Annotated in this window: 29 protein-coding genes; 6 read left to right on the forward strand and 23 right to left on the reverse strand. The window is 70.0% G+C overall.

Annotated elements, in window-relative coordinates; translation table 11 throughout:
- The first annotated feature begins 25 nt into the window (after window positions 1–25).
- Genes ACFYZA_RS20130 through ACFYZA_RS20140 form a run of 3 tightly spaced genes read left to right on the forward strand, consistent with a single transcriptional unit; the run spans window position 26 to window position 2,165 of the window.
- Window positions 26–808, forward strand: a complete 783-nt coding sequence (locus ACFYZA_RS20130) for an ABC transporter ATP-binding protein (RefSeq protein ID WP_388491962.1) — start codon at window positions 26–28, stop codon at window positions 806–808.
- A gap of 9 nt (window positions 809–817) precedes the next feature.
- A complete protein-coding gene (locus ACFYZA_RS20135; protein WP_382597166.1) occupies window positions 818–1,579 on the forward strand; it encodes an ABC transporter permease in 762 nt (253 codons plus the stop codon).
- 13 nt (window positions 1,580–1,592) lie between these two features.
- Window positions 1,593–2,165: a cob(I)yrinic acid a,c-diamide adenosyltransferase gene (locus tag ACFYZA_RS20140; RefSeq protein ID WP_382597164.1), complete on the forward strand. Its 573-nt coding sequence runs from the start codon at window positions 1,593–1,595 to the stop codon at window positions 2,163–2,165.
- 213 nt (window positions 2,166–2,378) lie between these two features.
- Here ACFYZA_RS20140 and ACFYZA_RS20145 read toward each other — a convergent pair whose 3' ends face one another.
- The 5 genes from ACFYZA_RS20145 to ACFYZA_RS20165 form a co-directional block, all read right to left on the reverse strand.
- Window positions 2,379–2,558 carry a hypothetical protein gene (locus tag ACFYZA_RS20145; protein ID WP_388491964.1) on the reverse strand — a complete coding sequence of 60 codons (180 nt, stop codon included), beginning with the start codon at window positions 2,556–2,558 and terminating at the stop codon, window positions 2,379–2,381.
- A 14-nt stretch (window positions 2,559–2,572) separates the two neighbouring features.
- Window positions 2,573–2,989, reverse strand: coding sequence for a hypothetical protein (locus ACFYZA_RS20150; protein ID WP_382597160.1), 417 nt, complete (start codon window positions 2,987–2,989; stop codon window positions 2,573–2,575).
- Window positions 2,990–3,034: 45 nt separating this feature from the next.
- Window positions 3,035–4,498 carry a sensor histidine kinase gene (locus ACFYZA_RS20155; protein WP_388491966.1) on the reverse strand — a complete coding sequence of 488 codons (1,464 nt, stop codon included), beginning with the start codon at window positions 4,496–4,498 and terminating at the stop codon, window positions 3,035–3,037.
- Window positions 4,499–4,564: 66 nt separating this feature from the next.
- A complete protein-coding gene (locus ACFYZA_RS20160; RefSeq protein ID WP_388491967.1) occupies window positions 4,565–5,260 on the reverse strand; it encodes a response regulator transcription factor in 696 nt (231 codons plus the stop codon).
- A 31-nt stretch (window positions 5,261–5,291) separates the two neighbouring features.
- Window positions 5,292–5,918 (reverse strand): hypothetical protein, encoded by a 627-nt coding sequence (locus tag ACFYZA_RS20165; protein WP_382597154.1) that lies wholly within the window; start codon window positions 5,916–5,918, stop codon window positions 5,292–5,294.
- Window positions 5,919–6,080: 162 nt separating this feature from the next.
- Between ACFYZA_RS20165 and ACFYZA_RS20170 the strand changes: the two genes are divergently transcribed.
- The 3 genes from ACFYZA_RS20170 to ACFYZA_RS20180 all read left to right on the forward strand — a co-directional run bounded on the left by ACFYZA_RS20170 (window position 6,081) and on the right by ACFYZA_RS20180 (window position 9,924).
- Window positions 6,081–7,274 carry a sensor histidine kinase gene (locus ACFYZA_RS20170; RefSeq protein WP_388491969.1) on the forward strand — a complete coding sequence of 398 codons (1,194 nt, stop codon included), beginning with the start codon at window positions 6,081–6,083 and terminating at the stop codon, window positions 7,272–7,274.
- Entirely contained in the window at window positions 7,271–7,915 is a 645-nt protein-coding gene (locus ACFYZA_RS20175; RefSeq protein ID WP_382597150.1) for a response regulator, read from the forward strand. Before ACFYZA_RS20170 ends, ACFYZA_RS20175 begins: the two co-directional genes overlap by 4 nt.
- A 167-nt stretch (window positions 7,916–8,082) precedes the next feature.
- Window positions 8,083–9,924, forward strand: coding sequence for a glycosyl hydrolase family 18 protein (locus tag ACFYZA_RS20180; protein ID WP_382597148.1), 1,842 nt, complete (start codon window positions 8,083–8,085; stop codon window positions 9,922–9,924).
- A gap of 214 nt (window positions 9,925–10,138) precedes the next feature.
- Here ACFYZA_RS20180 and ACFYZA_RS20185 read toward each other — a convergent pair whose 3' ends face one another.
- The 18 genes from ACFYZA_RS20185 to ACFYZA_RS20270 all read right to left on the reverse strand — a co-directional run bounded on the left by ACFYZA_RS20185 (window position 10,139) and on the right by ACFYZA_RS20270 (window position 26,542).
- Window positions 10,139–10,585: a DUF2550 domain-containing protein gene (locus ACFYZA_RS20185; protein ID WP_382597146.1), complete on the reverse strand. Its 447-nt coding sequence runs from the start codon at window positions 10,583–10,585 to the stop codon at window positions 10,139–10,141.
- Between the two features lie 127 nt (window positions 10,586–10,712).
- Window positions 10,713–11,087: a F0F1 ATP synthase subunit epsilon gene (locus tag ACFYZA_RS20190; protein ID WP_382597144.1), complete on the reverse strand. Its 375-nt coding sequence runs from the start codon at window positions 11,085–11,087 to the stop codon at window positions 10,713–10,715.
- A 110-nt stretch (window positions 11,088–11,197) separates the two neighbouring features.
- Window positions 11,198–12,640: a F0F1 ATP synthase subunit beta gene (atpD, locus tag ACFYZA_RS20195; RefSeq protein ID WP_167156903.1), complete on the reverse strand. Its 1,443-nt coding sequence runs from the start codon at window positions 12,638–12,640 to the stop codon at window positions 11,198–11,200.
- The gene (locus ACFYZA_RS20200) at window positions 12,640–13,557 is read right to left on the reverse strand and encodes a F0F1 ATP synthase subunit gamma (protein WP_382597142.1); all 918 of its coding nucleotides are present in this window, start codon (window positions 13,555–13,557) and stop codon (window positions 12,640–12,642) included. The genes atpD and ACFYZA_RS20200 overlap by 1 nt, the downstream gene beginning before the upstream one ends.
- Before the next feature lie 23 nt (window positions 13,558–13,580).
- Entirely contained in the window at window positions 13,581–15,173 is a 1,593-nt protein-coding gene (gene atpA, locus ACFYZA_RS20205; protein WP_359831613.1) for a F0F1 ATP synthase subunit alpha, read from the reverse strand.
- 139 nt (window positions 15,174–15,312) lie between these two features.
- Window positions 15,313–16,128, reverse strand: a complete 816-nt coding sequence (locus ACFYZA_RS20210; protein WP_382597139.1) for a F0F1 ATP synthase subunit delta — start codon at window positions 16,126–16,128, stop codon at window positions 15,313–15,315.
- Window positions 16,125–16,661, reverse strand: coding sequence for a F0F1 ATP synthase subunit B (locus ACFYZA_RS20215; RefSeq protein ID WP_063802014.1), 537 nt, complete (start codon window positions 16,659–16,661; stop codon window positions 16,125–16,127). Before ACFYZA_RS20215 ends, ACFYZA_RS20210 begins: the two co-directional genes overlap by 4 nt.
- 51 nt (window positions 16,662–16,712) lie before the next feature.
- Window positions 16,713–16,946: an ATP synthase F0 subunit C gene (atpE, locus tag ACFYZA_RS20220; RefSeq protein WP_053726990.1), complete on the reverse strand. Its 234-nt coding sequence runs from the start codon at window positions 16,944–16,946 to the stop codon at window positions 16,713–16,715.
- A 76-nt stretch (window positions 16,947–17,022) separates the two neighbouring features.
- Entirely contained in the window at window positions 17,023–17,847 is an 825-nt protein-coding gene (gene atpB, locus ACFYZA_RS20225) for a F0F1 ATP synthase subunit A (protein ID WP_114038173.1), read from the reverse strand.
- A 225-nt stretch (window positions 17,848–18,072) separates the two neighbouring features.
- A complete protein-coding gene (locus tag ACFYZA_RS20230) occupies window positions 18,073–18,510 on the reverse strand; it encodes a hypothetical protein (RefSeq protein ID WP_053726988.1) in 438 nt (145 codons plus the stop codon).
- 264 nt (window positions 18,511–18,774) lie between these two features.
- Complete coding sequence (locus ACFYZA_RS20235) at window positions 18,775–20,103, reverse strand: MraY family glycosyltransferase (protein WP_388491973.1); 1,329 nt, start codon at window positions 20,101–20,103, stop codon at window positions 18,775–18,777.
- Between the two features lie 202 nt (window positions 20,104–20,305).
- Window positions 20,306–21,544, reverse strand: a complete 1,239-nt coding sequence (gene glyA, locus ACFYZA_RS20240; RefSeq protein ID WP_388491975.1) for a serine hydroxymethyltransferase — start codon at window positions 21,542–21,544, stop codon at window positions 20,306–20,308.
- 66 nt (window positions 21,545–21,610) lie between these two features.
- Window positions 21,611–22,261: a protein-tyrosine-phosphatase gene (locus ACFYZA_RS20245; RefSeq protein ID WP_382597132.1), complete on the reverse strand. Its 651-nt coding sequence runs from the start codon at window positions 22,259–22,261 to the stop codon at window positions 21,611–21,613.
- The gene (locus ACFYZA_RS20250; RefSeq protein WP_382597129.1) at window positions 22,258–22,905 is read right to left on the reverse strand and encodes an L-threonylcarbamoyladenylate synthase; all 648 of its coding nucleotides are present in this window, start codon (window positions 22,903–22,905) and stop codon (window positions 22,258–22,260) included. The genes ACFYZA_RS20245 and ACFYZA_RS20250 overlap by 4 nt, the downstream gene beginning before the upstream one ends.
- Before the next feature lie 46 nt (window positions 22,906–22,951).
- The gene (gene prmC / locus ACFYZA_RS20255) at window positions 22,952–23,833 is read right to left on the reverse strand and encodes a peptide chain release factor N(5)-glutamine methyltransferase (protein WP_382597127.1); all 882 of its coding nucleotides are present in this window, start codon (window positions 23,831–23,833) and stop codon (window positions 22,952–22,954) included.
- Window positions 23,834–23,865: 32 nt separating this feature from the next.
- On the reverse strand, window positions 23,866–24,945 hold the full coding sequence (gene prfA / locus ACFYZA_RS20260; protein ID WP_100577433.1) for a peptide chain release factor 1: 1,080 nt from the start codon (window positions 24,943–24,945) through the stop codon (window positions 23,866–23,868).
- 102 nt (window positions 24,946–25,047) lie between these two features.
- Window positions 25,048–25,275, reverse strand: coding sequence for a 50S ribosomal protein L31 (rpmE, locus tag ACFYZA_RS20265; protein ID WP_053726981.1), 228 nt, complete (start codon window positions 25,273–25,275; stop codon window positions 25,048–25,050).
- A 157-nt stretch (window positions 25,276–25,432) separates the two neighbouring features.
- A complete protein-coding gene (locus ACFYZA_RS20270) occupies window positions 25,433–26,542 on the reverse strand; it encodes an LCP family protein (protein WP_382597124.1) in 1,110 nt (369 codons plus the stop codon).
- Between the last annotated feature and the right edge of the window lie 23 nt (window positions 26,543–26,565).

A 26,565-nucleotide genomic window follows, 5' to 3' on the forward strand; every position in this document is an offset into this window, starting at 1 on the left:
TAAGTGACTCTGTTTTTCTGGAGCCATGGCAATCATCAGCACGGCCGGGCTCGCCCGGACCTTCCAGAGCAAGGCGGGCCCGGTCGAGGCGGTCCGCGGCATCGACCTGACGGTCCGGGCCGGCGAGATCCTCGGCTTCCTCGGCCCCAACGGCGCGGGCAAGACGACCACCCTGCGGATGCTCACGACCCTGCTCCCGCCGACCGGCGGCGCCGCGACCGTGGCCGGCCACGACCTGCTGCGCGACCCGGGCGCGGTGCGGCGGGCCTGCGGTTACGTGGCCCAGTCCGGCGGTGTCGACCCGAACATCTCGGTACGCGAGGAGCTGGTCACCCAGGGCCGCCTCTACCGCCTGACCAAGCCCCAAGCCGCCCTGCGAGCAAGGGAGTTGGCGGCCGACCTCGGCCTCGACGGGCTACTGGAACGCAGGACGTCAACGCTCTCGGGCGGCCAGCGCCGCCGTCTGGACATCGCGATGGGCCTGATGCACCGGCCCGAGGTGCTGTTCCTCGACGAGCCGACCACCGGGCTCGACCCGGGCAGCCGCGCCGACCTGTGGGACCTGGTCCGCCGGATCCGGGCCGACCACAACACCACCGTCTTCCTCACGACCCACTACCTGGACGAGGCCGACGCCCTCGCCGACCGCCTGGTGGTCGTCGACAAGGGCGTGATCGTGGCCGACGGCACCCCCGCCGACCTCAAGTCCCGGTACGCGGGCGACCCGGACGCCTCGCTCCAGGACGCCTTCCTCGCCATCACAGGGCGCAGCGCCGCCCCGCAGGAATCCACCCCCGTAGCCGTCTAGGACTCCCCCATGACCGTCGCCCCGCTGCTCTCCGACACCGCGCTGATCTTCGGCAGGTACGCCCGCCAGACACTGCGCTCCAAGTTCCAGATCCTCTTCGGCGTGCTGATGCCGCTGCTCTACCTGCTCTTCTTCGGACCGCTCCTGACCGGGATGCCGCTGGGCTCGCGCGGCAGCTCCTGGCAGGTCCTCGTCCCCGGCCTGCTGCTCCAACTCGGCCTGTTCGGCGCCTCGTTCGCGGGGTTCGCGGTCATCATCGAGAACAGCTGGGGCGTCATGGAGCGCATGCGCGTCACCCCCGTCTCCCGGCTCGCGCTGCTGCTCGGCCGGGTCCTGCGCGACTCCGCGCTCTTCGTCTTCCAGGCGGTGCTGCTCGTGCTCGCCGCCCTGGTGATGGGCCTGCGCGCCCCGCTGGCCGGCATCCTCATCGGCTTCGCCTTCGTGGCGCTCCTGACGCTGTCGCTCGCCTCGCTGTCGTACGCGCTCGCCATGAAGGTGACCACCCCGCAGGGGTTCGGCCCGGCGGTCAACGCCATCGCCATGCCGTCGATGCTGCTCTCCGGTCTGATGCTGCCGATGACGCTCGCGCCCGGCTGGCTGAACGTGCTGTCGCACTTCATGCCGTTCCGCTATCTGGTGGACGCGGTGCGCTCCGCGTACCTGGGCTCGTACGCCACCACGACCATGCTGTACGGGGGCCTGGTGGCGGCCGGTTTCGCGGTGCTCGCCGTGACGGTGGGCACACGCGTCTTCCGGACGGCCGGAGCGTAACTACTCTGGCGGCATGGTCAATCTGACGCGCATCTACACCCGCACCGGCGACCAGGGCACGACCGCCCTCGGCGACATGAGCCGGACCGCCAAGACCGATCTGCGGATCTCGGCGTACGCCGACACCAATGAGGCCAACGCCGTCATCGGCACGGCGATCGCGCTCGGGCAGCTGTCCGAGGAGGTCGTGAAGGTGCTGGTCCGGGTCCAGAACGACCTGTTCGACGTGGGCGCGGACCTCGCCACGCCGGTCGTCGAGAACCCGGAGTACCCGCCGCTGCGGGTGGAGCAGTCCTACATCGACAAGCTGGAGGCGGACTGCGACCGCTTCCTGGAGGACCTGGAGAAGCTGCGCAGCTTCATCCTGCCCGGCGGCACCCCCGGCGCGGCCCTGCTGCACCAGGCGTGCACGGTGGTGCGCCGCGCGGAACGCTCGACGTGGTCGGCCCTTGAGGCGCACGCCGCCGTGATGAACCCCCTGACGGCGACCTACCTCAACCGCCTCTCCGACCTCCTGTTCATCCTGGCCCGCACGGCGAACAAGGCGGTGGGGGATGTGCTGTGGGTGCCGGGTGGGGAGAGGTAGGGCTCGGGGGGTTGCGTTTGGGCAGGGGGTGGCTCCCTGGGGCCCATTGCGCAGTTCCTCGCGCCCCTAGCCGCCTTCGGGTGCGGGGCCGTAGTCGCTTCTCGCGCAGTTCCTCGCGCCCCTGAACCCGCCCTCGGTGGGCCGTCGGTGGTGGTGGACCGGGGCTCTTGGCGGCGGTCTCGTCACCGGGGTGCGAACAGGGGCGGAGGCGCTTCACTTGTCGGATTGGGCGTCCGTGTCGGCCGCGGCCGCCGCCGACTCCGCGTCGCTCACCTTCTTCTCCATCTGCTGCTCGGTGCCTGCCGAGGCCCCCGGCCCCGGCTGCGGGTGCTGGTGGGCGCAGCCCGTGGCGAGCGCGGCCGTCAGGGCCGCGGCCGCCACCGCGAGCGACACGCCCCGGCTCCGCCTCACTTGGTCCCGTTCTGGTTCGTCGAGCACCAGGAGGCCACGTCCTTGAGGTCCTTCTGGCGTTGCTGAAGGGTCGTCACCAACCCCTTGCGGTAAGCGAGTTTGTGATCCAGGTACGTGGCGATCGCCGTGTGGCCCGCCTTCTTCGCGTCGTCCTCACGCTGCTGCATCCGCGCCACCGACCCCACCGTGTCCGCTCCCCCACCGAGCCGGTTCAGGGCCTTCTCGATGTGCTTCTCGGCCTTGGGCGCGCGCTTGCAGATGCCCTTGGCGCCGTCGCTCGCCGGCGGCTTCGCCGCGGGTGCGGCGTCCGCGACGGCGGCGGGCGCGGCGACGGTCAGTACGGCCGTCGCGACGAGCGTCGCCGCCGCGATCCGGCGGCCTCGGGCGGTGCCTCGAAAGTTGGCGTTGCGCATGGCTGCTGCCTCCCTGCTGTACGGGTCTGCGGTACGCCCAGGAGGCTAGGAGGGCTCTTTGTGGGAACTCTGTGATCGCTCCGCGGTGACCGTCAACCAGTCCCGCCGGCCCGGCAGTTCACCCGCGCCCACCGGACCACCGGCGGGCAGCCGCACCGCGCACCGGGTGCCCGTGCCGCCGGGCCCCGCGCCCAGCTCGACCGTGCCGCCGTGCAGCGCCGCCTGCTGGGCCACCAGCGTCAGGCCGAGCCCGGAGCCGGCGCTGTCCGGCCCCCGGTGGAAGCGGCGGAACACCTTCTCGCGGTCGGCGGGCGCGATGCCGGGGCCGCGGTCGTCGACGGTGATCAGCACCTGGTCATCCGCGAGACCCACGGCCACCGCGATCTCGGCCCGCCCCCGCGCATCCCGGCCGTGCGCGAGCGCGTTGCCGAGGAGGTTGTCGAACAGGATGCGGATCCCGGGCTCCCAGCCGCGCAGCGGTGCCGGCCCGGCGCTCAGCGTGAGCACGGCGTCCGGGGCATGCCGGCGCGCCTCGGCGACAGCGGCGTCCGCGACCTCCGCCACATCGAGCACCTGGAACGCCTCGGCCTCGACGAGGTCGCCGCGTCCCAGCTCGCGCAACGCCACCAGCATGGCGAGCAGCCGCCCGTGCTCGCGCCTCAGATCGTCGACGACCTCGGCCCGCTCGGCGTCCGCCAGGTTCGGGTGGGCCAGCACATCGAGGTTGGTGCCCATGCTCATCAACGGGTTGCGCAGCTCGTGCGAGGCGGCCGCCGAGAAGGAGCGGGCCGTGTCCAGTGCCTGCCCGGTGCGGGCGGCCTGCTCGTCGTAGCGGGCCAGGACCGTCCGCAGGGTGGCGGCGAGCTCGTCCACCTCGACGATCCGGGTCGGGCGGTGTTCCAGACGTACCGCCGTGGCCCTCGGATCGAGCCCCGCCGCCGCCTTGCGCAGCCGCCCCAGCGGCCGGGCCGCGGCGCTCGCGATCGCCCAGGCGAGCAGCGCGGAGAGCGGGGCGGCGAGCAGGGCGGTGGTCACCACCCGCCTGCGGACCAGGGCGACCTGGGTCCGGCTCGCGGTGTCCGGCGCGAAGACCCACAGGGTGCCGGAGACCTGCGCCCCCTGGACCGGCAGCGCGTACGCCCGCCAGCCGCGACCGCCGGACCGCACGGTGACCGGGCCCTTTCCCGGCGCGGGCAGCGCCACCGAGGGGGCGGGCTGGGGCCCGCCGCTGAAGGTTCCGTCGGGGCCGGTGAGCCGTACGCCGACGTCCAACGCGGCGTTGAAGAGCCTGCGTTGACGGTTCTCCTCGGCGGTCGGCTGCCCGTTGGCCGCGGCCCGCAGCAGGGTGCGGGCGTCCTGGGCGATCGCGGTGGCCCGTTTCGTGAGGTGGCTGTCCTCCGCGCTGTGCAGATCGCGCGCGACCAGGGTGAGCAGCAGCCAGCCGCAGGCCAGGACGAGGAGCGGGACGGTGACGCCGACCGCGAGTGCGATCCGGGTGGAGAGCTTCACGGCCACTCCCGATGGGCGAGCACGGAGAACGTCACGGCCACTCCCGACGGAGGAGGATCGCGGGCTTCACGGCCGCTCCCGAAGCACGAAGCCGACGCCACGAACGGTGTGCACCAGCCGGGGCGCGCCGTCGGCCTCCAGCTTGCGGCGCAGATAGCTGACGAAGGTGTCGACGGCGTCGGTGCGTACGTCGAAGTCGTACCCCCAGACCCGTTCGAGCAGCTGGTCCCGGCTCAGGACGAGACCGGCGTTGCGCGCGAGGACCTCCAGGAGCGCGAACTCGCGCCGGGTGAGGTCGAGGGGGCGGCCGTCGCGGTGGGCGGTGCGGGCCGCCGGGTCGATGACCAGGCCGCAGGCGCGGACCACGTCGTGCGGGGCGGCCGGGCGGCGGCGCAGCAGGGCGTGCAGGCGCAGCACCAGTTCCTGGAGGGCGAAGGGCTTGACCAGGTAGTCGTCGCCGCCGGCCTGGAGTCCGGCGATGCGGTCGGCGGTCTCGTCGAGCGCGGAGAGCATCAGGACCGGCAGATCGTGCCCGGCGTCGCGCAGCGTCCGGCACACCTCGATGCCGCTCATGCCGGGCATGGACACGTCCAGGACCAGCACATCGGGCGGACCCTGCTCGATGGCGGCGAGCGCGGCGCGGCCGCTGTCGGCGGTGCGGACCCGGAACCCGTCGAGCCTCAGCCCCCGGTCGAGCGAGCGGCGCACCGCGTCGTCGTCGTCCACGACCAGGACGTCTCCGGCACGGCCGGACCCACTCATCCGCGCTCCCTCACGTCATCAGGTCATCCCGCTAGCGCCCGGTCAGCGTACGGTCCTCGGCTGTGTGCTCCCGGGGGCGGTCCGTCGGCGGCTTCAGGAGGCGGTCGAGCAGCGAGGGCCCGGCCTCCCCCGCCCGGCCCGGAAACAACGTGTAGCTCAGCGCGATGAGCACATTGACGCCGATCACGATCAGCATCCTCCCCTGCCACATCCGCAGGGACGCGACCCCGCCGTCCCCGCCGACGTACCAGATCGCCCCCTGGAGCAGCCCGATCGCGACCAGCGCGGACACGGTGAAGCGCCCCGCCGTCCGCCACTCGTGGAGCGTCCTCGCCGCACCGCCCCTCGGCGTCCTGGACGGCCGCGGACCGCCCGCGAAGCGGTAGGCGACCCAGGCGTCGGCGCGGGTCACCAGGTGGTGGCCCATCCCGGCCGAGAAGCCGATGTAGACGGCCGCGAGGCCGTGCTTCCAGTCCGGCTGCGCGCCGTTCTTCAGGTCGACCGCGGTCACCACGAGCAGCACCAGTTCGAGGAGCGGCTCGCACAGCAGCACCGCCACGCTCGCTCTCCGCATACGGGCGAGGTAGCGCAGGGCGAGGCCCGCGGCCAGCAGAACCCAGAACCCGACTTCGCAGGCGATGATCAGTGTCACGATCACGGCGGTCTCCCCTCGTACGGCTCACGGCACACCTCAACCCTGTCCCGCCCCCGGCGCCCGATCGTCGTCGCCAGTGACGAAAGGGGACTGCATCCTTCGATGTAGCGGCGCTTCACCTGGTGAGGGGAGGCCCGGGCCCCGGGGGCCGTGTTGGATGGGACCGTGACCCCGTTTCTCCGACCGCACCGCGACGACGTCCTCATTGCCGTGGCCGGCCTGCTCGGCGGGCTCGCGCTGTGGGCCGTCGGGCTGCACACGCAGGGCGGCCGTCCCCTGGGCGGCGCCTGGGTGCTGCTGCCCCTCGTGGGGACGGCCGGCCTCGAACTGCTGCGCCGCACCGCTCCCCAGGCCGGCCTGGTGCTCGGCACCTGTCTGCTGGTCCTCGACCAGTTCACGCTCGGCAGCCTGGCCACGGTCGTGATGTTCACCGACCTCGTGTACGCGGCCGTCGTGTACGGCACCCCGGCCGCCGCGCGCCGCATCCCGGTCACCACCGGCCTCGTCACGGTCGGCGTGACGATCGGCTTCCTCACCTGGTTCCACAAGCCGGAGGCGCTGCTCATCGGCGTGGTGACCGGCCTGGTCTCGTTCGTGCCGGCCACCACCGGAGCACTGGTGCGCAATCACCGCGAGGCCGCCGACAGCGCCCGCCTGCGGGCCGAACAGACCGCGCTGCTCGCCGAGATGGACCGCAGCCAGGCCGTGGTCGCCGAGCGTGCCCGGATGGCCCGCGAGCTGCACGACATGGTCGCCAACCACCTCTCGGCGATCGCCATCCACTCCACGGCCGCGCTCTCCCTGGACGACCCGGCGACGACCCGGCAGGCCCTCACCGTGATCCGCGAGAACAGTGTGGACGGGCTCGCCGAGATGCGCCGGCTCATCGGGCTGCTGCGCGACACCAGCGGCCACGACGAGCCGGCGGCCGCGCCCACCCTGGCCGGGCTCGACGCGCTGATCGCCCAGGCCCGTACCAACGGGGCCGACAGCGGGCTCGGTTTCGCGCTCGCGGACCGCCGCGTCGAGGAGGGGCCGCTGCCCGCGCCGGTGGAGCTGGCCGCGTACCGGATCGTGCAGGAGTCGCTCACCAACGCGCTCAAGCACGCGGCGCCCGGCACCGTGGAGGTCGCGCTCGCCCGCGTGGACGGGCTGCTCACGGTGTGTGTCACCAGCCCGTACGGTGACCGGGCCGGGCCACGCGCGCCCGGCTCGGGGGCGGGGCTCGTCGGGATGCGCGAGCGCACCGAGCTGCTCGACGGCACCTTCGCCGCAGGGCCCGGAACGGCGCCGGACGGCTCCCGCATGTGGCAGGTGCGGGCCCAACTGCCCGCAGGGGAAAGGACGTTGAGCACATGACCATCCGGGTACTGGTCGCCGAGGACCAGTCGGCGGTACGCGCCGGGCTCGTCCTGATCCTCTCCAGCGCCCCCGACATCGAGGTGGTCGGCGAGGCGGAGGACGGCGAACGGGCCGTCGCGCTCGCCCGCGAACTGCGCCCGGACCTGGTCCTGATGGACGTTCAGATGCCGAAGCTGGACGGGGTCTCGGCCACCGCCGCCGTGACCGGCGAGCAGCTCGCCGACGTCCTGGTCCTGACCACCTTCGACCTCGACGAGTACGTCTTCGGGGCGCTGCGCGCAGGCGCCTCGGGGTTCCTGCTGAAGGACGCGGACGCCAAGGACCTGATCGAGGCGGTACGGACGGTGGCGCGCGGCGAGGGCCTCATCGCCCCGGCCGTCACCCGGCGCCTGATCGCGGAGTTCGCCTCGTCTCCGCGCCCGGTGGCCCCGCGACGCCCAGCAGCCCTCGACACCCTCACCCGGCGCGAGGGCGAGGTGCTTTCCTGTCTGGGCCGGGGCCTGTCCAACGCGGAGATCGCGGGCTGCCTGGACATGGCGGAAGCGACCGTGAAGACCCACGTCAGCAGGCTGCTCGGCAAGCTGGAACTGCGCAGCAGACTCCAAGCTGCGGTACTGGCACAGGAGTTGGGGCTCTGAGGCTTCGGGAGCCGTCGAAGGTCTGGACCTCTTGACGGTTGGTCCAGACCTTTCTACGCTCACCGCACACTGCTGTGGTGGGCAGGCCGTCCCTGGCGCTCTGAGGCACGCCCACCGGACGGAGCAGGGTCCCACCCCCACCACCGTCGCACCACACGGGAGCAGCCTTGAGAACCGCACGCAAGCGCTTCAGATCAAGAGCCGCCGCGGCCCTGACCGCACTCGCCCTCCCCCTGGCCGCCCTGGTCGGCCTGGCTTCCCCCGCCGAAGCCGCCGGCTCGGCGACCGCCACCTACGCCAAGTCCTCGGACTGGGGTACGGGATTCGGCGCCGGCTGGACCATCAAGAACACCGGCACCACCGCACTCAGTTCCTGGACCGTGGAGTGGGACTACCCCTCGGGTACGTCCGTGACCTCGGCCTGGGACGCGGACGTCACCAGCTCCGGCACGCACTGGACCGCCAAGAACAAGTCGTACAACGGCACCATCGCCCCCGGCGCCAGCGTCAGCTTCGGCTTCAACGGCGCGGGCTCCGGCTCGCCCTCGGGCTGCAAGCTCAACGGGGGCTCCTGTGACGGGAGTTCGACGCCGCCGGGCGACAGCCCGCCGTCCGCACCCGGCACCCCGACCGCGAGCAACGTCACCGACACCGGTGTCTCGCTGTCCTGGTCGGCCGCGACCGACGACAAGGGCGTCAAGAACTACGACGTCTACCGGGGCACCACGAAGATCGCGACCGTCACGGGCACGACGTACGCCGACTCGGGCCTGACCAAGGGCACGACGTATACCTACAGCGTGACCGCCCGCGACACCGCCGACCAGACGGGCCCCTCCTCGGGCTCGGTCACCGTCACGACCACCGGCGGGGGCGGCGGCCCCCAGCCCGGCGGCGACAAGGTGCGGCTCGGCTACTTCACCGACTGGGGCATCTACCAGCGCAACTACCAGGTGAAGAACATCGTCACCTCGGGCTCGGCGAGCAAGCTGACGCACATCAACTACGCGTTCGGCAACGTCACCAACGGGCAGTGCGCCATCGGTGACGCGTACGCCGACTACCAGAAGACGTACGACGCCTCCTCCAGCGTGGACGGCACCGCCGACACCTGGGACCAGCCGGTCGCGGGCAACATCAACCAGCTCCGCGAGCTGAAGAAGAAGTACCCGAACATCAAGATCCTGTGGTCCTTCGGCGGCTGGACCTGGTCCGGCGGCTTCGGCGCGGCGGCCGCCAACCCGACGGCCTTCGCCAACTCCTGCTACTCGCTGGTCAAGGACCCGCGCTGGGCCGATGTCTTCGACGGCATCGACATCGACTGGGAGTACCCCAACGCCTGCGGCCTGTCCTGCGACACCAGCGGTCCCGCGGCCCTGAAGAACCTGCTCTCCGCGCTGCGCACCAAGTTCGGCAGCTCGGCGCTCGTCACGGCGGCGGTCACCGCCGACGGCTCGACGGGCGGCAAGATGGACGCGGCCGACTACGGGGGCGCGGCGAGTTATGTCGACTGGTACAACGTGATGACGTACGACTTCTTCGGCGCGTGGGACGCCAAGGGCCCGACCGCCCCGCACTCCCCGCTCACCTCGTACAACGGCATCCCGATCGCGGGCTTCAACACGGACGCGGCGATCCAGAAGTACCTCGGCAAGGGCGTCCCGGCGAGCAAGCTCAACCTGGGCATCGGCTTCTACGGCCGGGGCTGGACGGGCGTCACACAGGACGCCCCCGGCGGCACGGCGACGGGCCCGGCGCCCGGCACGTACGAGCAGGGCATCGAGGACTACAAGGTCCTGAAGTCGGCCTGCCCCGTGACCGGCACGATCGCGGGCACGGCGTACGCCCACTGCGGGTCCAACTGGTGGAGCTACGACACGCCGGCGACGATCGGCGGCAAGATGACGTACGTGAAGAACCAGGGGTTGAGGGGGGCCTTCTTCTGGGAGTTCAGCGGTGACACGTCGAATGGAGAGTTGATCTCGGCGATCGACAGCGGCCTGAGGTAACCCGGGCCGACCTGCCCGACCCTGCCTGACCCGGAAAGCGGGCCCGTCCCCCGCCCCGGGTCAGGCTTTCGCCTGCGGACCGTGGGGGCCGTTCGCGCAGTTCCCCGCGCCCCTAAAAGCACTGGGTGCTGGGGCATCCTCAGCCCGTCCGGCGTTTGAGGACGAGCGCCGTTCAGGCGCGAACGGGGGTCTGGGGGCGGAGCCCCCAGGGTCACTACGCCACATTGACCCGTTGGCCGGGCGGGGCCGCTTCCAGCCAGGCGAGGAAACCGGTCAGCGCGTCCTCGCTCATCGCGAGCTCAAGCCGCGTACCCCGATGCGTACAGCCCAGGATGATCGCGTCGGACAGCAACGCCAGCTCCTCCTCGCCCTCGGGAAGCCGACGGGACACCACGTCGATGGCGGAACGCTCAAGAACGCGCCGCGGCCGAAGCGCGTACGAGAAGACGCGGAACCACTCGATCCGGTCGCCGTTGTAGCGGGCCACTCCGTACACCCAGCCCTTGCCGCTGGTGTCCGGCACCTCCGGAAGGTTCCAGCGCAGACTGCAGTCGAACGTGCCGCCCGACCGCTGGATCAGCCGCCGGCGCAGACCGAAGACGAAGAGTCCCACCAGTACCAGCGCGACAACCAGACCACACACAAGCAGAGCGAGGGTCATCTACACCGACCTCCTCGCTCAACCAGTAATCCAGCAACGGAAAAATCTGCCTGCATCGCCTCAGCCGCGACCGGCTCCGGAAAATTCCGGACCGAGCCGCGGCTGAGGGAAATCTCCGGCGGGGGTGCTAGCGCACCGCCACCGCGCGCAGTCGTACATCGGCGCGTCGCTCAGCGGCGGCGTCCGATTCCGACTTCGCGCTCTCCAGCGCACGCTCGGCACGCTGGACATCGATCTCGTCCGCCAGCTCGGCGATCTCCGCGAGCAGCGAAAGCTTGTTGTCGGCGAAGGAGATGAATCCCCCGTGCACCGCCGCGACGACGGTGCCGCCCTCGGTCGTACGGATCATCACCGGGCCCGACTCCAGCACACCAAGGAGCGGCTGGTGACCGGGCATGACGCCGATGTCGCCGGACGTGGTGCGCGCGACGACCAGGGTGGCCTCGCCGGACCACACGCTGCGGTCCGCGGCGACGAGCTCGACGTGCAGCTCAGTAGCCATGGTTGGCTCCTCGGGTCACCACCCGGCGGTTCGGCCGGGTGTTGGGTCGAATTCTAGTAGGCGTACGCGGAGGGGCGGGACGCACCCGCCCCTCCGTGTGGTCGGGCGCGTCAGGAGACGCCGAGCTCCTTGGCGTTGGCCTTGAGGTCTTCCAGGCCACCGCACATGAAGAACGCCTGCTCGGGGAAGTGGTCGTACTCGCCGTCGCAGATCTGGTTGAACGCGACGATCGACTCTTCCAGGGGGACGTCCGAACCGTCGACGCCGGTGAACTGCTTGGCGACGTGCGTGTTCTGCGACAGGAAGCGCTCCACGCGGCGGGCGCGGTGCACGACCAGCTTGTCCTCTTCGCCGAGCTCGTCGATGCCGAGGATGGCGATGATGTCCTGGAGGTCCTTGTACTTCTGCAGGATCGTCTTGACGCGCATGGCGGCGTCGTAGTGCTCCTGCGCGATGTAGCGCGGGTCCAGGATGCGGGACGTGGAGTCCAGCGGGTCCACGGCCGGGTAGATGCCCTTCTCGGAGATCGGACGGGAGAGAACCGTCGTCGCGTCGAGGTGGGCGAACGTGGTGGCCGGGGCCGGGTCGGTCAGGTCGTCCGCGGGGACGTAGATCGCCTGCATCGAGGTGATCGAGTGACCACGGGTCGAGGTGATGCGCTCCTGGAGGAGACCCATCTCGTCGGCCAGGTTCGGCTGGTAACCCACCGCGGAGGGCATACGGCCGAGCAGGGTCGACACCTCGGAACCCGCCTGGGTGTACCGGAAGATGTTGTCGATGAAGAAGAGGACGTCCTGCTTCTGGACGTCACGGAAGTACTCCGCCATCGTCAGACCGGCCAGGGCGACCCGAAGACGCGTGCCCGGCGGCTCGTCCATCTGACCGAAGACAAGGGCGGTCTTGTCGATGACGCCCGAGTCCTGCATTTCCTCGATGAGGTCGTTGCCCTCACGGGTGCGCTCACCGACACCGGCGAACACCGACACACCGTCGTGGTTGTTGGCCACGCGGTAGATCATTTCCTGGATGAGGACGGTCTTGCCGACACCGGCACCACCGAACAGGCCGATCTTTCCACCCTTGACGTACGGGGTGAGAAGGTCGATGACCTTGACGCCGGTCTCGAACATCTCGGTCTTGGACTCGAGCTGGTCGAAGTTGGGCGCCTTGCGGTGGATCGGCCAGCGCTCGCCGATGTTGGCGTTCTCCTCGGGCTTGTTCAGCACCTCGCCGAGGGTGTTGAACACCTTGCCCTTGGTGAAGTCGCCGACCGGCACCGTGATGCCGTCGCCCGTGTCGGTCACCGGGGCCTGGCGGACCAGACCGTCGGTGGGCTGCATCGAGATCGCGCGGACGATGCCGTCACCCAGGTGCTGGGCGACTTCGAGCGTCAGCGTCTTGAGCTTGCCGTCCTCGGCCGGGTCGGCCACCTGGACGTGCAGCGCGTTGTAGATCTCCGGCATCGCGTCGACGGGGAACTCCACGTCGACGACCGGGCCGATGACCCGGGCGACGCGGCCCGTGGCAACGGCCGTCTCAACAGTGGTCGTCATTACTTGTCACTCCCCGCGGTCGCGTCGGCCAGCGCACTGGAGCCACCGACGATCTCGCTGATTTCCTGGGTGATTTCGGCCTGGCGGGCCGCGTTGGCAAGCCGAGAGAGGCTCTTGATGAGCTCTCCGGCGTTGTCGGTGGCCGACTTCATCGCGCGGCGGCGGGCGGCGTGCTCGGAAGCGGCCGACTGCAGCAGCGCGTTGTAGATGCGGCTTTCGACGTAGCGCGGCAGCAGGGCGTCGAGGACGTCCTCCGCCGACGGCTCGAAGTCGAAGAGCGGAAGGATCTCGTCCTTCGTACCCGTCTGCTCCTGAGCCTTCTCCAGCGACAAAGGCAGCATCCGGTTGTCGACCGGCGTCTGCGTCATCATCGACACGAACTCCGTGAAGACGATGTGCAGTTCGTCCGCGCCGCCCTCGGCCGTCTCCGTCTGGATGGCCTCGATCAGCGGTGCGGCCACCTGCTTGGCGTCCGCGTAGGTCGGGCTGTCGGTGAAGCCGGTCCACGACTGTGAGACCTTGCGCTCACGGAAGCCGTAGTAGGCGACACCCTTGCGGCCGACGATGTACGTGTCGACCTCCTTGCCCTCCCCGCGCAGCCGCTCCGAGAGCCTCTCCGCGGCCTTGATGGCGTTGGAGGAGTAGCCGCCGGCCAGACCGCGGTCGCTCGTGACGAGCAGAACCGCGGCGCGGGCCGGGGCCTCGGCCTCGGTGGTGAGCGGGTGCTTGGTGGTGGAGCCGGTCGCAACCGCGGTCACCGCACGGGTGAGCTCGGTCGCGTACGGCGTGGAGGCCGCCACCTGGCGCTGCGCCTTGACGATGCGCGAGGCGGCGATCATCTCCATCGCCTTGGTGATCTTCTTGGTCGCGGTGACGGATCGGATGCGACGCTTGTAGACCCGGAGCTGCGCTCCCATGAGTCAGGTCCCTTCCGTCGTCGTCACTTGCTGGTGCTGACCGGCGCGTCGTCGCCCAGGAGCTTGCCGTCCGAGGTCTCGAACTGCCGCTTGAAGCCGGCGATGGCGTCGCCCACGGACTGCAGCGTGTCGTCCGACATCTTGGCGCCCTCGGCGATCGAGGTGAGGAGCTCCTTGCGCTCGCGGCGCAGGTACTCGAGCAGCTCGGCCTCGAAGCGGCGGATGTCCTCGACCGGGACGTCGTCCATCTTGCCGGTGGTGCCGGCCCAGATGGAGACGACCTGCTCCTCGACCGGGTACGGCGAGTACTGCGGCTGCTTCAGCAGCTCGACCATGCGCTTACCGCGCTCGAGGGAGGCCTTCGAGGCGGCGTCCAGGTCGGAACCGAAGGCGGCGAACGCCTCCAGCTCGCGGTACTGGGCGAGGTCGACACGCAGTCGGCCGGACACCTGGCGCATCGCCTTGTGCTGCGCGGAACCACCGACTCGGGAGACGGAGATACCGACGTTCAGCGCGGGGCGCTGACCGGCGTTGAACAGGTCCGACTCCAGGAAGCACTGGCCGTCGGTGATGGAGATGACGTTGGTCGGGATGAACGCCGACACGTCGTTCGCCTTGGTCTCGACGATCGGCAGACCCGTCATCGAACCGGCGCCCATCTCGTCCGACAGCTTCGCGCAGCGCTCGAGCAGACGCGAGTGCAGGTAGAAGACGTCGCCCGGGTAGGCCTCGCGGCCCGGCGGACGGCGCAGCAGCAGGGACACGGCGCGGTAGGCGTCGGCCTGCTTCGACAGGTCGTCGAAGATGATGAGGACGTGCTTGCCGTCGTACATCCAGTGCTGGCCGATGGCCGAACCGGTGTACGGCGCAAGGTACTTGAAGCCGGCCGGGTCGGACGCGGGCGCGGCGACGATCGTCGTGTACTCGAGCGCGCCGGCCTCTTCCAGGGCGCCACGCACGGAGGCGATGGTCGAGCCCTTCTGGCCGATGGCGACGTAGATGCAGCGGACCTGCTTCTTCGGGTCGCCCGAGCGCCAGTTGTCGCGCTGGTTGATGATCGTGTCGACGGCCAGAGCGGTCTTGCCGGTCTGACGGTCACCAATGATCAGCTGACGCTGGCCACGGCCGATCGGCACCATCGCGTCGACGGCCTTGTAACCGGTCGCCATCGGCTCGTGCACCGACTTACGGACCATGACGCCCGGAGCCTGCAGCTCCAGGGCGCGGCGGCCGTCGGTCTCGATCTCGCCGAGGCCGTCGATCGGGTTGCCGAGCGGGTCGACGACGCGGCCGAGGTAACCCTCGCCTACGCCGACCGAGAGCACCTCACCGGTGCGCTGCACCGGCTGGCCCTCTTCGATTCCGCTGAACTCGCCGAGGACGATCGCACCGATCTCGCGCTCCTCGAGGTTGAGGGCGAGACCAAGGGTTCCGTCCTCGAACCGCAGCAGCTCGTTCGCCATGGCCGAGGGAAGACCCTCGACCTTCGCGATGCCGTCGCCGGCAACGCTGACCGTACCGACCTCCTCGCGCGAGGCCGCGTCCGGCTGGTACGACTGGACAAAGGTCTCCAGCGCGTCCCGGATCTCCTCCGGCCGGATCGTGAGCTCCGCCATCTGGGTTCCCTGCTCTCCTTGTTGGGCCCGAAGTTTCTAAGGGGGTCTGGGGGCCGACCCCCAGGAATCTTCTGCAATTTCTGCACGGCCCAACCGGGCCGCTGGTGTTGCTAATTCAGTTGCTGTGCCGACCGTGAGGTCAGCGCGCCAGCCGCCGGTTCGCCTCTTCGAGGCGCTCCGCGATGGTGCCTTCGATGACCTCGTCGCCGACGCGCACCGAGATCCCGCCGAGGACCTCGGGGTCCACGTCGAGGTTCAGGTGCATCTGGCGGCCGTAGATCTTCGCCAGAGCCGCGCCGAGGCGCGCCTTCTGGATGTCGGTCAGCGGGACCGCCGAGGTGACCACGGCGACCATCCGGTCCCGGCGACCCGCGGCGAGCTTGGAGAGGGACTCGAGTCCCGATTCCAGGCTACGTCCACGCGGCCGGGTCACAAGACGGGCGACCAGACGCTCGGTGACCGGGTTCGCCCTGCCGCCGAGCAGGCTGCGCAGCAGCTCGCCCTTGGCCGCGACCGTGGCGGTGCGGCTGGTGAGCGCGGAGCGCAGTTCGGTGCTGGAGGTGACGATGCGGCCGAACCGGAACAGCTCGTCCTCGACGTCGTCCAGCGCGCCCGACTGCTGCGCGGCGGTGAGGTCGGCGGTGCTCGCCAGCTCCTCGAGCGAGTCCACCAGGTCACGGGACTGCGACCAGCGGGAGCGGACCATGCCGCTCACCAGGTCGGCGGTCTCGCCGCCCACCTGGCCGCCGAGCAGACGCCCGGCCAGCTCGGCCTTGGCCTCGCCGGCCTGCGCCGGGTCGGTCAGGACCCGACGCAGCGAGACCTCGCGGTCGAGCAGCGTGGTGACGGCGGCCAGCTCGTCGCCGAGCTTCGCCGCGTCGACGGACGTGTTGTCCATCAGCGCGTCGAGACGCTCGCGTGCGGCGGCCAGTGCCTCGCGGCTCGCGCCGTTCATCGGACGGCCTCGGCCTTCTCCTCGAGCTCGCCGAGGAAACGGTCGATGGTGCGGCTCTGGCGGGCGTGGTCCTCGAGGGACTCGCCGACCAGCTTGCCGGCCAGGTCGGTCGCCAGCTTGCCCACGTCCTGACGGAGCGAGTGCGCGGCGGCCTTGCGGTCGGCCTCGATCTGGGCGTGGCCGGCAGCGATGATCTCCTCACGCTGCCGCTGGCCTTCCGCCCTCATCTCCTGGATGAGCGCGGTGCCCTGCTCGGTCGCCTCCTGGCGCAGGCGGGCAGCCTCGTGGCGGGCCTCGGCGAGCTGCGCCTTGTACTGCTCAAGGACGCTCTGGGCCTCGGTCTGAGCGGCCTCGGCCTTCTCCATCCCGCCTTCGATGGCCTCGCGACGCTCGTCCAGAACCTTGTTGATGTTCGGGAGGAGCTTCTTGGCGAGGAAGCCGAAGACGATGACGAAGGCGATGAGGCCGATGACGAGCTCAGGCCACGGCGGAACGAGGGGGTTTTCCTTGCCCTCGGCCGCCAGCTGAACCATGGTGAGGTTCACATCAGTGCCTTTCGTCGGTCGGTCTGGTCGTGGTTCGTCTTAGTAGACGAACGGCATGACGAGGCCGATCAGGGCCAGCGCCTCACAGAACGCGAAACCGAGGATCTGGTTGGCGCGGATCAGGCCGGCCGCTTCGGGCTGACGGGCAAGAGCCTGCGTGCCGTTACCGAAGATGATGCCGACGCCGACGCCGGGGCCGATCGCGGCGAGGCCGTAACCGATGGAGCTGAGCGAGCCGGTGACGCCATCGGAGGCAGCGAGGATCTGGGACATGCCAGTTCTTCCTTCTCTTTCACGGACCGGTGGGGGTTGGCCACCGGACGACTGGGGGTATGGAGGGGGCGGGCGGTCAGTGGTGCTCGGCGACGGCGCCCTGGATGAAGCTGCACGCCAGGAGCACGAACACGTATGCCTGCACGGCCTGGATGAAGAGTTCGAAGCCGGTCATCACGATGACCATCACGAACGAGACGCCGGAGTACGCGATGCCGATGCCGTTGAGCATGTACCAGCTGGCGATCGTGAACAGGAGCAGCAGGGTGTGACCGGCGAACATGTTCGCGAAGAGTCGCACCGCGTGCGTGAAGGGGCGGACCAGCACGTTCGAGAAGAACTCGATGACCATGACCATCGGCAGAACCGCGCCGAGCGACTTGTCATAGCCGGTGAGGTTCTTGAAGCCACCGACGAAGCCGTGCCGCTTGAAGGTGAGGCTCATCCAGACGACGTAGACGATCCCTGCGAGGACCGCGGGGTACGCGATGATCGACGTCACCGGGAACTGGGCGACGGGGATGATGGACCAGAGGTTCATCATCCAGACGAAGAAGAACAGCGAGACCATGAGGGGAACCCACTTCTCGCCCTCCTTCTTGCCGATCGTCTCGTAGACGATGCCGCGGCGCACGAAGTCGTAGCCGGCCTCGGCGACCATCTGGAACTTGCCGGGGACTACCTTCGGCTTGCGGAAGGCGGCCCAGAAGAAGCCGACGATGACGACCGAGCCCAGCAGGGCCAGCAGCATCGGCTTGTTGAAGTACAGGCCGTTGGTGTCGCCCCAGAGCGGCTCGAAGAGGAACGAGTGCAGGCCGGGACCCTCGAAGCCACAGCCGTTCGACTGGAAGATGTGGCAGCTCGGATCGAAGGCGAGCACCTGCGTCGGGTCAGCACTCACCGCGGGCTCCTTCAGCGTGGCGCATAGGTACGGCAACCTCGTTGTGTCGGCGCGGCGCGCAGCCGCGGTTCGGCACTGGACTGGTGTTACGGATGATGGGGCGGCGGTCGGGCATCAAGCCTCGCGATCGAGCAGGCGTCAGCTCAGATGCCCGCGCCCGCAGTGCCGCAGTTGGCACCGGACGATAGCAGGGTCCTGAACTCGCATTTATTCCGGCCCTACCGTTCACGACGACGGCCCCGTCTTTTCGGGCTTGTTGCCCTCGGCGGTATCCGGTTCGACGTAAAGGATCTTCGCCTTCATGTGCGCACGTGCCTGCGCGCCGATCCAGACGAGGGTCAGCGCGACGAGGGTGGCGGCGAAGCATTTCGGGTTGAACAGCGTCGTGTTCTTGAAGACCGCGACAAAGATGAAGAGCAGGAGCAACTGCGCGGTGTACAGCATCAGTCCCATCGCCTGGAACAGATGCGGAAGCGATTTGGCAGTGCGTTCCAGGACGACGAGTCCGATGCCCATGAAGAGGATCACGACCAGCGTCGCGACGATGGCACCCACCGCTCCCTTGCCGCCCGCGACCACACCGCTGATCACGGCGGCAACAGCGCCCGCGGCGGCGGTGGGTAGGGCGGTCTGGAGAAGAGTGCGTGCGTCGTTGGACGGCATGGCGGCAGCTCCGCTTGCTGGTGGGGGCAAAGTGGTGTCGTCATGGACGAGCGTAAGCCCGGGCCGAGTTGGTCCCTCGGGCCAACGGACCGTCGCACTACGGTCCTTCGGCTCTGGCGCCGGGTCTCGTGAACCGTATCACAAACTATTTGATGAGGTCTTTACCATGGAAGTGTGATGGGCAGCACACTTGAGAGTGATGCTGCGCGTTTGTGCGCAACGGGCTGCGAGATGTCTGGTATTGGGCATCGACGCGGCAAATCGTCAGCGTGATGCGCCGGTCTTACGTCGGTCGGGGAAACGCGAACGGGGGCCGATCGCTGTCGCTCCGTTGACGCCGGAGACCCCGGCCGCCACGGGAGTGCGCTCGCCGCGGACCTCGTCTTCCCCCTCGGAGGCCATCGAGTGCACCGCCTCCGGCTCCCCGCGCGCGTGCCGGTAGCGCGGCGGCACGAACCGCTCGGCCCACCTCGGGGTGCGCGGCGCGAACCGCGGCAGCAGCAGCAGGACGAGCCCGACCGCGCTCAGCGCGACGATGAGCAGCACGATCCACATCGACGCCGAGTGCACGGAGTAGGAGACCGCGCCGAAGGCGATGAGCGCCGACCAGAAGTACATGATCAGCACCGCCCGGCTGTGCGAATGCCCGATCTCCAGGAGCCGGTGGTGCAGGTGCCCGCGGTCCGCGGCGAACGGCGACTGGCCGTTCCACGTCCTGCGGACGATCGCGAGCACCAGGTCGGCCATCGGGATCGCGATGATCGTCAGCGGCATGAGCAGCGGGATGAAGACCGGCAGCATCGCGTGCGTGGCATCGCGGGTGCCGCCGAAGTTGAGCTTCATCGCGTCCGGGTCGACCTGGCCCGTGATGGAGATGGCGCCGGCCGCGAGCACCAGGCCGATCAGCATCGAGCCGGAGTCGCCCATGAAGATCCTCGCCGGGTGCATGTTGTGCGGCAGGAAGCCCAGGCACATGCCCATGAGGATGGCGGCGAACAGCGTCGCGGGGGCGGCCGCCTCGATTCCGTACCCGTACCAGAGCCGGTAGGCGTACATGAAGAACGCCGCCGATGCGATGCAGACCATGCCGGCGGCCAGGCCGTCGAGGCCGTCCACGAAGTTCACCGCGTTGATGGTGATCACGACCAGCGCGACCGTGAGCAGGGTGCCCTGCCAGGAGGTCAGCGAGACCGAGCCGATGCCGGGGATGGGCAGCCACAGGATCGTCAGACCCTGCATGACCATGACGCCCGCGGCGATCATCTGGCCGCCGAGCTTGATCAGGGCGTCGATCTCGAACTTGTCGTCCAGGACGCCGATCAGCCAGATCAGCGCGGCACCGGAGAGCAGGGCTCTGGGTTCGTTCGACTGGAAGACGGCGTTGAGACCGTCGAGGTGGTCGGCGACGAGCAGACCCGCGCACAGACCGCCGAACATGGCGATGCCACCGAGTCTCGGCGTCGGTTCCCGGTGCACGTCGCGCGCGCGGATCTCCGGCATCGCACCGACGGCGATGGCGAACTTCCGCACCGGCCCGGTGAGCAGGTAGGTCACCGCGGCCGTGACGCAGAGCGTCAGCAGGTATTCACGCACGGGCTGCCCCAGAGGTATCGCTGGCCATCTCAGCCCCACACCCTAGCTTCGCGCGCATGTGGTTGAGGACACGCGTATCCGGCAGATGGTTGCGGGTACCCCGCAGAAGCGGGGATAAGCCCGCATTTCTCCGCTATGTGAAACCTGTGAAAAAGCCCCGAACGCCGAAAACAGGCCCCTCTTATGGAGGTCTCGGGAAACCTCAGGGAGGGGGAAACCTCTCCGCCAGTTCCCGCACTTCCGCCCGCGTCCTCGGATCCTCCCGCATCGCCATCGCGAACAGCACCGCGATTCTGGCCATTTCCGTCTCGCGCATCCCTTGCGTGGTCACGGCCGCGGTGCCGAGCCGGATGCCGCGGACGTCCGCGTGCGGCAGGGCGCAGGAGTCGAGGACGAGGCCGGCGCCCGCGAGGCGGCCGCGCGCGGTGCGGCCGTCGACGCCGAAGGAGGACGGGTCGGCGAGCACGAGGTGGGTGTCGGTGCCGCCGGTGACGAGCCCGAACCCCTCGGCCAGCAGCCCCTCCGCGAGGGTGCGCGCATTGGCGACCACCTGATGGGCGTACCCGCTGAAGGCGGGGGTGGAGGCCTCGCCGAAGGCGACGGCCTTGGCGGCGATCGTGTGCATCTGGGCGCCGCCCTGGGTGAAGGGGAAGACGGCACGGTCGATGCGGGCCGCGAGGTCGGCGCCGCACAGGATCAGGCCGCCGCGCGGTCCGCGCAGCACCTTGTGGCTGGTGGCGCACACGACGTCGGCGTACGGGACCGGGCTCGGCGCCGCTCCCCCGGCGACCAGGCCGATGGGGTGCGCGGCGTCCGCGATCAGATAGGCGCCCACGTCGTCGGCGATCTCCCGGAAGGCCCGGTAGTCGGGATGGCGGGGGTAGGCGATGGAGCCGCACACGATCGCCTTGGGCCGGTGCTCGACCGCCAGGTCCCACACCTCGCCGTAGTCGATGAGCCCGGTGTCCGGCTCGACGCCGTACCCGACGAAGTCGAACCAGCGCCCCGAGAAGTTGGCGGGCGAGCCGTGCGTGAGGTGTCCGCCGTACGGAAGCCCCATCGCCAGAACGGTGTCTCCGGGCTTCAGGAGCGCCGCGTAGGCCGCCAGTACCGCCGAAGTCCCCGAATGCGTCTGGACGTTGGCGTGGGCGGCCCCGAACAGGGCCTTGGCGCGGTCGACGGCGATGCGCTCGGCGACGTCGACGACTTCGCAGCCGCCGTGGTGGCGGGCGCCGGGGTATCCCTCGGCGTACTTGTTGCCGAGCTCCGAGCCGAGGGCCGCGCGCACGGCGGGCGAGGTGAAGTTCTCCGCGGCGATCAGCTGCAACGAGGTGGCCTGGCGCTCGGCCTCGCCGAGCAGCACGTCGGCCATTTCGGGGTCCTGCCGCCTCAGGGCGTCGGACCCCGCGAGTTGGGCACTTTCCGCGGAGATGACCGGCATGTCCCCAGCGTAGGCCGCAACCGCCGGGGGCGCCCGGCGTGCGGGGACTCGGTACTCCGGGTGGTGTCAGTGGTGGGTCGGGACGCCCGTCAGGGCGGTGACGACCGGGTCAAGGGCCTGGTTGATCTCGTCGCCGATGGAGCGGAAGAACGTGATCGGGGCGCCGTAGGGGTCGTTGACCTCGTCGGCCTCGACGCTCGGCGCGAGCAGCCAGCCGCGCAGCGCGGCCGCGGCCCGCACCAGTGCCCTCGCCCGCTCGACCATGCCCTCCTGGAGGGGGTCGGGCAGCGTGGCCGGGTCTATGGCCCGGACGAGCCGGGTGAACTCCTTCAGGGTGAAGGTGCGCAGGCCCGCGGAGTGGCCCATCGAGATGACCTGGGCCCGGTGGTCGCGGGTGGCCGTGAGGACCAGGTCCGCGGTGATGACGTGCTCGTCGAGCAGCTCGCGCCCGGTGAAGCCGCTGGCGTCCGCGCCGAAGTCGGCGAGGACGGCTGCGGCGTTGGCCTCCATCGGAGCGCCCTCGTGCCCCCAGGTGCCGGCACTCTCCACGATGAGGCCGCCCGTGAACGGGTCGCCGAGCCGGTCGCTCAGGGCATGGCGGGTCAGCCGCTCGGTGATCGGCGAGCGGCAGACGTTGCCGGTGCTGACGTGGAGGATGCGGAACGAGTTCCCCGCGGGGTGAACCGTGCCTATGCCACGCCCCTCAGGGGCGGTCAATTGGCCACCTCGAGGTCGGGTACCACCTTGCGCAGCTCGTCCGCGTCGAGCGCGCCGGCGCGCAGCAGCACCGGGACCTTGCCCGTGACGTCGACGATCGAGGACGGGACGATGCCCGGCGTCGGGCCGCCGTCCAGGTACACGGACACGGAGTCGCCGAGCATGCCCTGGGCCGCGTCGCAGTCCTCGGGCGCCGGGTGACCGGTGAGGTTGGCGGAGGACACGGCCATCGGGCCGACCTCGGTGAGCAGCTCGATGGCGACCGGGTGCAGCGGCATCCGGATCGCGACGGTGCCGCGGGTGTCCCCGAGGTCCCACTGGAGCGACGGCTGGTGGCGGGCGACCAGGGTCAGGGCGCCCGGCCAGAACGCGTCGACGAGCTCCCAGGCCTGCTCGGTGAAGTCGGTGACCAGGCCGTGCAGGGTGTTGGGCGAGCCGATGAGCACGGGGGTGGGCATGTTGCGGCCGCGCCCCTTGGCGTCGAGCAGGTCCATGCAGGCCTGCGAGCTGAAGGCGTCGGCGCCGATCCCGTACACGGTGTCCGTCGGCAGCACCACGAGCTCACCGCGGCGGACGGCGGACGCGGCTTCGCGCAGACCGGTCGTGCGGTCGGTCGCGTCGTTGCAGTCGTATCGCCGAGCCATTAGCGGGCCTCCTCGTACACAAACACGGTCTGGGGGTTGGAGCGGATCACGGGGTGGCCTTGCGGGCCGTGGCGAAGCGCGGGCGGTTGTTCAGGTCGGGGTGGTCGGCCGCGTCCGCCCAGCCGGCCTCCTCGTTGAAGATCCACGGCACTTGGCCGCCCTGGGTGTCGGCGTGCTCGATGACGACGAGCCCGCCGGGCCGCAGGAGGCGGTGCGCGGTCCTTTCGATGCCCCGGATGGTGTCGAGGCCGTCCTCCCCGGAGAACAGCGCGAGCTCGGGGTCGTGGTCGCGCGCCTCGGGGGCGACGTACTCCCACTCGGTGAGCGGGATGTACGGCGGGTTGGAGATGACGAGGTCGACCTGGCCGTCGAGCTCGGGCAGCGCGGTGAGCGCGTCGCCCTGGTGGAGAACGACGCGGGACCCCTCGACGTTCTTCCGCGTCCACTCCAGGGCGTCCTCGGACAGCTCGACGGCGTGCACGCGCGAGCGCGGCACCTCCTGCGCCATGGCGAGCGCGATGGCGCCGGAGCCGGTGCACAGGTCGACGATGAGCGGCTCGACGACGTCCATCGCGCGGACGGCGTCTATGGCCCAGCCGACCACCGACTCGGTCTCCGGCCGGGGCACGAACACCCCTGGCCCGACTTGGAGTTCGAGGTAGCGGAAGAAGGCGCGGCCGGTGATGTGCTGGAGCGGTTCGCGGGCCTCGCGGCGCGCGATCGCCTCCCAGTAGCGGGCGTCGAAGTCGACGTCCTTGACGTTGTGCAGCTCTCCCCGCTTGACGCCGTGGATGTGCGCGGCGAGCTCCTCCGCGTCGAAGCGCGGTGAGGGCACGCCGGCGTCGGCCAGCCGCTGGGTCGCCTGTGCCACCTCGGCAAGCAGCACGCTTCGGGGGCCTGGGGGTCGCCCCCCAGTGTTTTGCTGCACGCTGGTCCTCCGGCAGTCGTACGGGGGTGTGATTACTGGGCGGCCGCGAGCTTGGCGGCGGAGTCCGCGTCGACGCAGGCCTGGATCATCGCGTCCAGGTCGCCGTCGAGGACCTGGTCCAAGTTGTACGCCTTGAAGCCGACCCGGTGGTCCGAGATGCGGTTTTCCGGGAAGTTGTACGTCCGGATCTTCTCGGAGCGGTCGACCGTGCGCACCTGGCTGCGGCGGGCGTCGGCGGCCTCCTGCTCGGCGGCCTCCTGGGCGGCGGCGAGCAGCCGGGAGCGCAGGATGCGCATGGCCTGCTCCTTGTTCTGGAGCTGGCTCTTCTCGTTCTGGCAGGAGGCGACGACGCCGGTGGGGACGTGCGTGATGCGGACGGCGGAGTCGGTCGTGTTGACGGACTGCCCGCCGGGGCCCGAGGAGCGGTACACGTCGATGCGGAGGTCGTTCATGTTGATCTCGACGTCGACCTCCTCGGCCTCGGGCGTGACGAGCACGCCGGCGGCGGAGGTGTGGATGCGGCCCTGCGACTCGGTCGCGGGCACGCGCTGCACGCGGTGCACGCCGCCCTCGTACTTCATCCGCGCCCAGACGCCCTGGCCGGGCTCGGTCGCGCCCTGGCCGCCCTTGGTCTTCACGGCGACCTGGACGTCCTTGTAGCCGCCCTGGTCGGACTCGGTGGAGTCGATGATCTCGGTCTTCCAGCCGACCCGCTCGGCGTAGCGCAGGTACATGCGCAGGAGGTCGCCGGCGAACAGGGCCGACTCGTCGCCGCCCGCACCCGCCTTGATCTCCAGGAGTACGTCCTTGTCGTCGCTGGGGTCGCGCGGGACCAGGAGCAGGCGGAGCTTCTCGGTGAGCTGCTCGCGCTGTGCGGTCAGGTCCTTGACCTCGGCGGCGAAGTCCGGGTCGTCGGCCGCGAGCTCGCGGGCCGTCTCGATGTCCTCGCCCGTCTGCTTCCAGGCGCGGTAGGTCCCGACGATCGGCGTCAGCTCGGCGTAGCGCTTGTTCAGCTTGCGCGCGTTGGCCTGGTCGGCGTGGACCGAAGGGTCGGCGAGCTTCGTCTCAAGGTCGGCGTGCTCGCCGATCAGGTCCTCGACCGCTTCGAACATCGGTTGCTCCTGGGGTTCAAACGAAGAAGTAGGGCTGGACGGCAAAGCGCCGGTCGCGGCGCCCCCGGAACGGAGGCGCCGCGGACCGGCGCAGTTGGCTCGCTACTTCTGGGCGGAGCCGGCAGCGGCCTTGCCGAAGCGGGCCTCGAAGCGGGCCACGCGGCCGCCGGTGTCCATGATCTTCTGCTTGCCCGTGTAGAACGGGTGGCACTCGGAGCAGATTTCGGCGCGGATGGAGCCGCCGCCGATCGTGCTACGGGTGGTGAAAGCCGCGCCACAGGTGCAGCTGACCTGGGTCTCGACGTACTCGGGGTGGATGTCGCGCTTCAAGGTGTCTCCTAGGTTCGGGAGGGCGCCGGGTCGCAGGCGCGGATTGCGCATACGTGAACCGGGGCCGACGTACCAGTCTGCCAGGACTGGCCGCATCTCCCAAAACCGGGGTGGACGCACATCTATTCCCGGGCCCGCCGGTGAGCGGCGCGCCCCGCTACTGACCGGCTACGTAACCGCCCGCGGTGCCCTTGTCGCCGGCCGAGTCGGCCGTCGCGGAGGCCGGGATCGGCTGGTCCTTGGCGAGGGCGTCCCAGACCTGCTTCGACTGCTCGGGGAGCGGGCTGACGCGGTTGGGGTCGAGCTTGTCGTACTGCACGGGCAGCGTGATCATCTTGACGTTGCCGGCGTCCAGGCCCTTGAGGCCGTTGGCGAATCCGATCAGCGAGTTGACCGAGTTCAGCTCGGAGTCGGTGGTGATCGCCTTGGTGGCGGCGTCGGCGAGGCCGTAGAGCTTGGCCGGATTGCTGAACACACCGACGCTCTTGACCTGCTCGATCAGCGCCTTGATGAAGGCCTGCTGGAGCTGGATGCGGCCGAGGTCGCTGCCGTCTCCGACCACGCCGTGCCGGGTCCGTACGAGGCCGAGCGCCTGCTCGCCGTTGAGCGTGTGCCTGCCGGCCGGCAGGTCGAGGTGGCTCTTGTCGTCCTTGATCGGCTTGTTCGTGGTGACGGGCACCCCGCCGAGCTGGTCGATGAGCTTCTTGAAGCCGGTGAAGTCGACCTCGACGTAGTGGTCCATGCGGATGCCGGACATCTGCTCGACGGTCTTGACGGCGCAGGCCGGGCCGCCGACCTCGTACGCCGTGTTGAACATCTGGCGCTTGGCGCCGGGGTCGCTCTTGCCGTCCTGCGTGGTGCAGGAGGGGCGCGTGACCAGGGCGTCGCGCGGGATGGAGACCACGCTCGCGGTCTTGTGGCCCTGGTAGACGTGGATGATCATCGCGGTGTCGGACCGGGCGCCGCCCCCGTCGTCGCCGTACTCCTTGTTGGCACCGGCCCGCGAGTCCGAGCCGAGGACCAGGATGTCCTCCGAGCCGTTGTCGACGTTCTGCGGGCGGTCGGTGCCGAGCTGGGCGTTGATGTCGACGCCCTTGAGGTTGCCGTTGAGCTTGAAGTACACGTAACCGAGCCCACCCCCGCCGACGAGCACCACGCCGGCCGCGCTCCACGCCGCGATCCGCACGGCGCGACGGCGCGTGCTGAGCTGCTTGCGGCGCTTGCCGCCCCCGCGTATTCGGCTGCTGCGTGTGCCCTGCTCGGTCATGGTCTCCTCAGTTCTCGGTGCTC

It is taken from the genome of Streptomyces sp. NPDC001828 (assembly GCF_042892175.1).
Classification (GTDB): Bacteria; Actinomycetota; Actinomycetes; order Streptomycetales; family Streptomycetaceae; genus Streptomyces.

What these genes read in the sequence shown, in the direction of transcription:
- ACFYZA_RS20130 (WP_388491962.1), top strand. Translation starts at nt 26, where the DNA reads ATGGCAATCATCAGCACGGCCGGGCTCGCCCGGACCTTCCAGAGCAAG.
- ACFYZA_RS20135 (WP_382597166.1), top strand. Translation starts at nt 818, where the DNA reads ATGACCGTCGCCCCGCTGCTCTCCGACACCGCGCTGATCTTCGGCAGG.
- ACFYZA_RS20140 (WP_382597164.1), top strand. Translation starts at nt 1,593, where the DNA reads ATGGTCAATCTGACGCGCATCTACACCCGCACCGGCGACCAGGGCACG.
- ACFYZA_RS20150 (WP_382597160.1), bottom strand. Translation starts at nt 2,989, where the DNA reads ATGCGCAACGCCAACTTTCGAGGCACCGCCCGAGGCCGCCGGATCGCG.
- ACFYZA_RS20160 (WP_388491967.1), bottom strand. Translation starts at nt 5,260, where the DNA reads ATGAGTGGGTCCGGCCGTGCCGGAGACGTCCTGGTCGTGGACGACGAC.
- ACFYZA_RS20175 (WP_382597150.1), top strand. Translation starts at nt 7,271, where the DNA reads ATGACCATCCGGGTACTGGTCGCCGAGGACCAGTCGGCGGTACGCGCC.
- ACFYZA_RS20185 (WP_382597146.1), bottom strand. Translation starts at nt 10,585, where the DNA reads ATGACCCTCGCTCTGCTTGTGTGTGGTCTGGTTGTCGCGCTGGTACTG.
- ACFYZA_RS20190 (WP_382597144.1), bottom strand. Translation starts at nt 11,087, where the DNA reads ATGGCTACTGAGCTGCACGTCGAGCTCGTCGCCGCGGACCGCAGCGTG.
- atpD (WP_167156903.1), bottom strand. Translation starts at nt 12,640, where the DNA reads ATGACGACCACTGTTGAGACGGCCGTTGCCACGGGCCGCGTCGCCCGG.
- ACFYZA_RS20200 (WP_382597142.1), bottom strand. Translation starts at nt 13,557, where the DNA reads ATGGGAGCGCAGCTCCGGGTCTACAAGCGTCGCATCCGATCCGTCACC.
- atpA (WP_359831613.1), bottom strand. Translation starts at nt 15,173, where the DNA reads ATGGCGGAGCTCACGATCCGGCCGGAGGAGATCCGGGACGCGCTGGAG.
- ACFYZA_RS20210 (WP_382597139.1), bottom strand. Translation starts at nt 16,128, where the DNA reads ATGAACGGCGCGAGCCGCGAGGCACTGGCCGCCGCACGCGAGCGTCTC.
- ACFYZA_RS20215 (WP_063802014.1), bottom strand. Translation starts at nt 16,661, where the DNA reads ATGGTTCAGCTGGCGGCCGAGGGCAAGGAAAACCCCCTCGTTCCGCCG.
- atpE (WP_053726990.1), bottom strand. Translation starts at nt 16,946, where the DNA reads ATGTCCCAGATCCTCGCTGCCTCCGATGGCGTCACCGGCTCGCTCAGC.
- ACFYZA_RS20230 (WP_053726988.1), bottom strand. Translation starts at nt 18,510, where the DNA reads ATGCCGTCCAACGACGCACGCACTCTTCTCCAGACCGCCCTACCCACC.
- glyA (WP_388491975.1), bottom strand. Translation starts at nt 21,544, where the DNA reads ATGCCGGTCATCTCCGCGGAAAGTGCCCAACTCGCGGGGTCCGACGCC.
- ACFYZA_RS20250 (WP_382597129.1), bottom strand. Translation starts at nt 22,905, where the DNA reads ATGGCTCGGCGATACGACTGCAACGACGCGACCGACCGCACGACCGGT.
- prfA (WP_100577433.1), bottom strand. Translation starts at nt 24,945, where the DNA reads ATGTTCGAAGCGGTCGAGGACCTGATCGGCGAGCACGCCGACCTTGAG.
- ACFYZA_RS20270 (WP_382597124.1), bottom strand. Translation starts at nt 26,542, where the DNA reads ATGACCGAGCAGGGCACACGCAGCAGCCGAATACGCGGGGGCGGCAAG.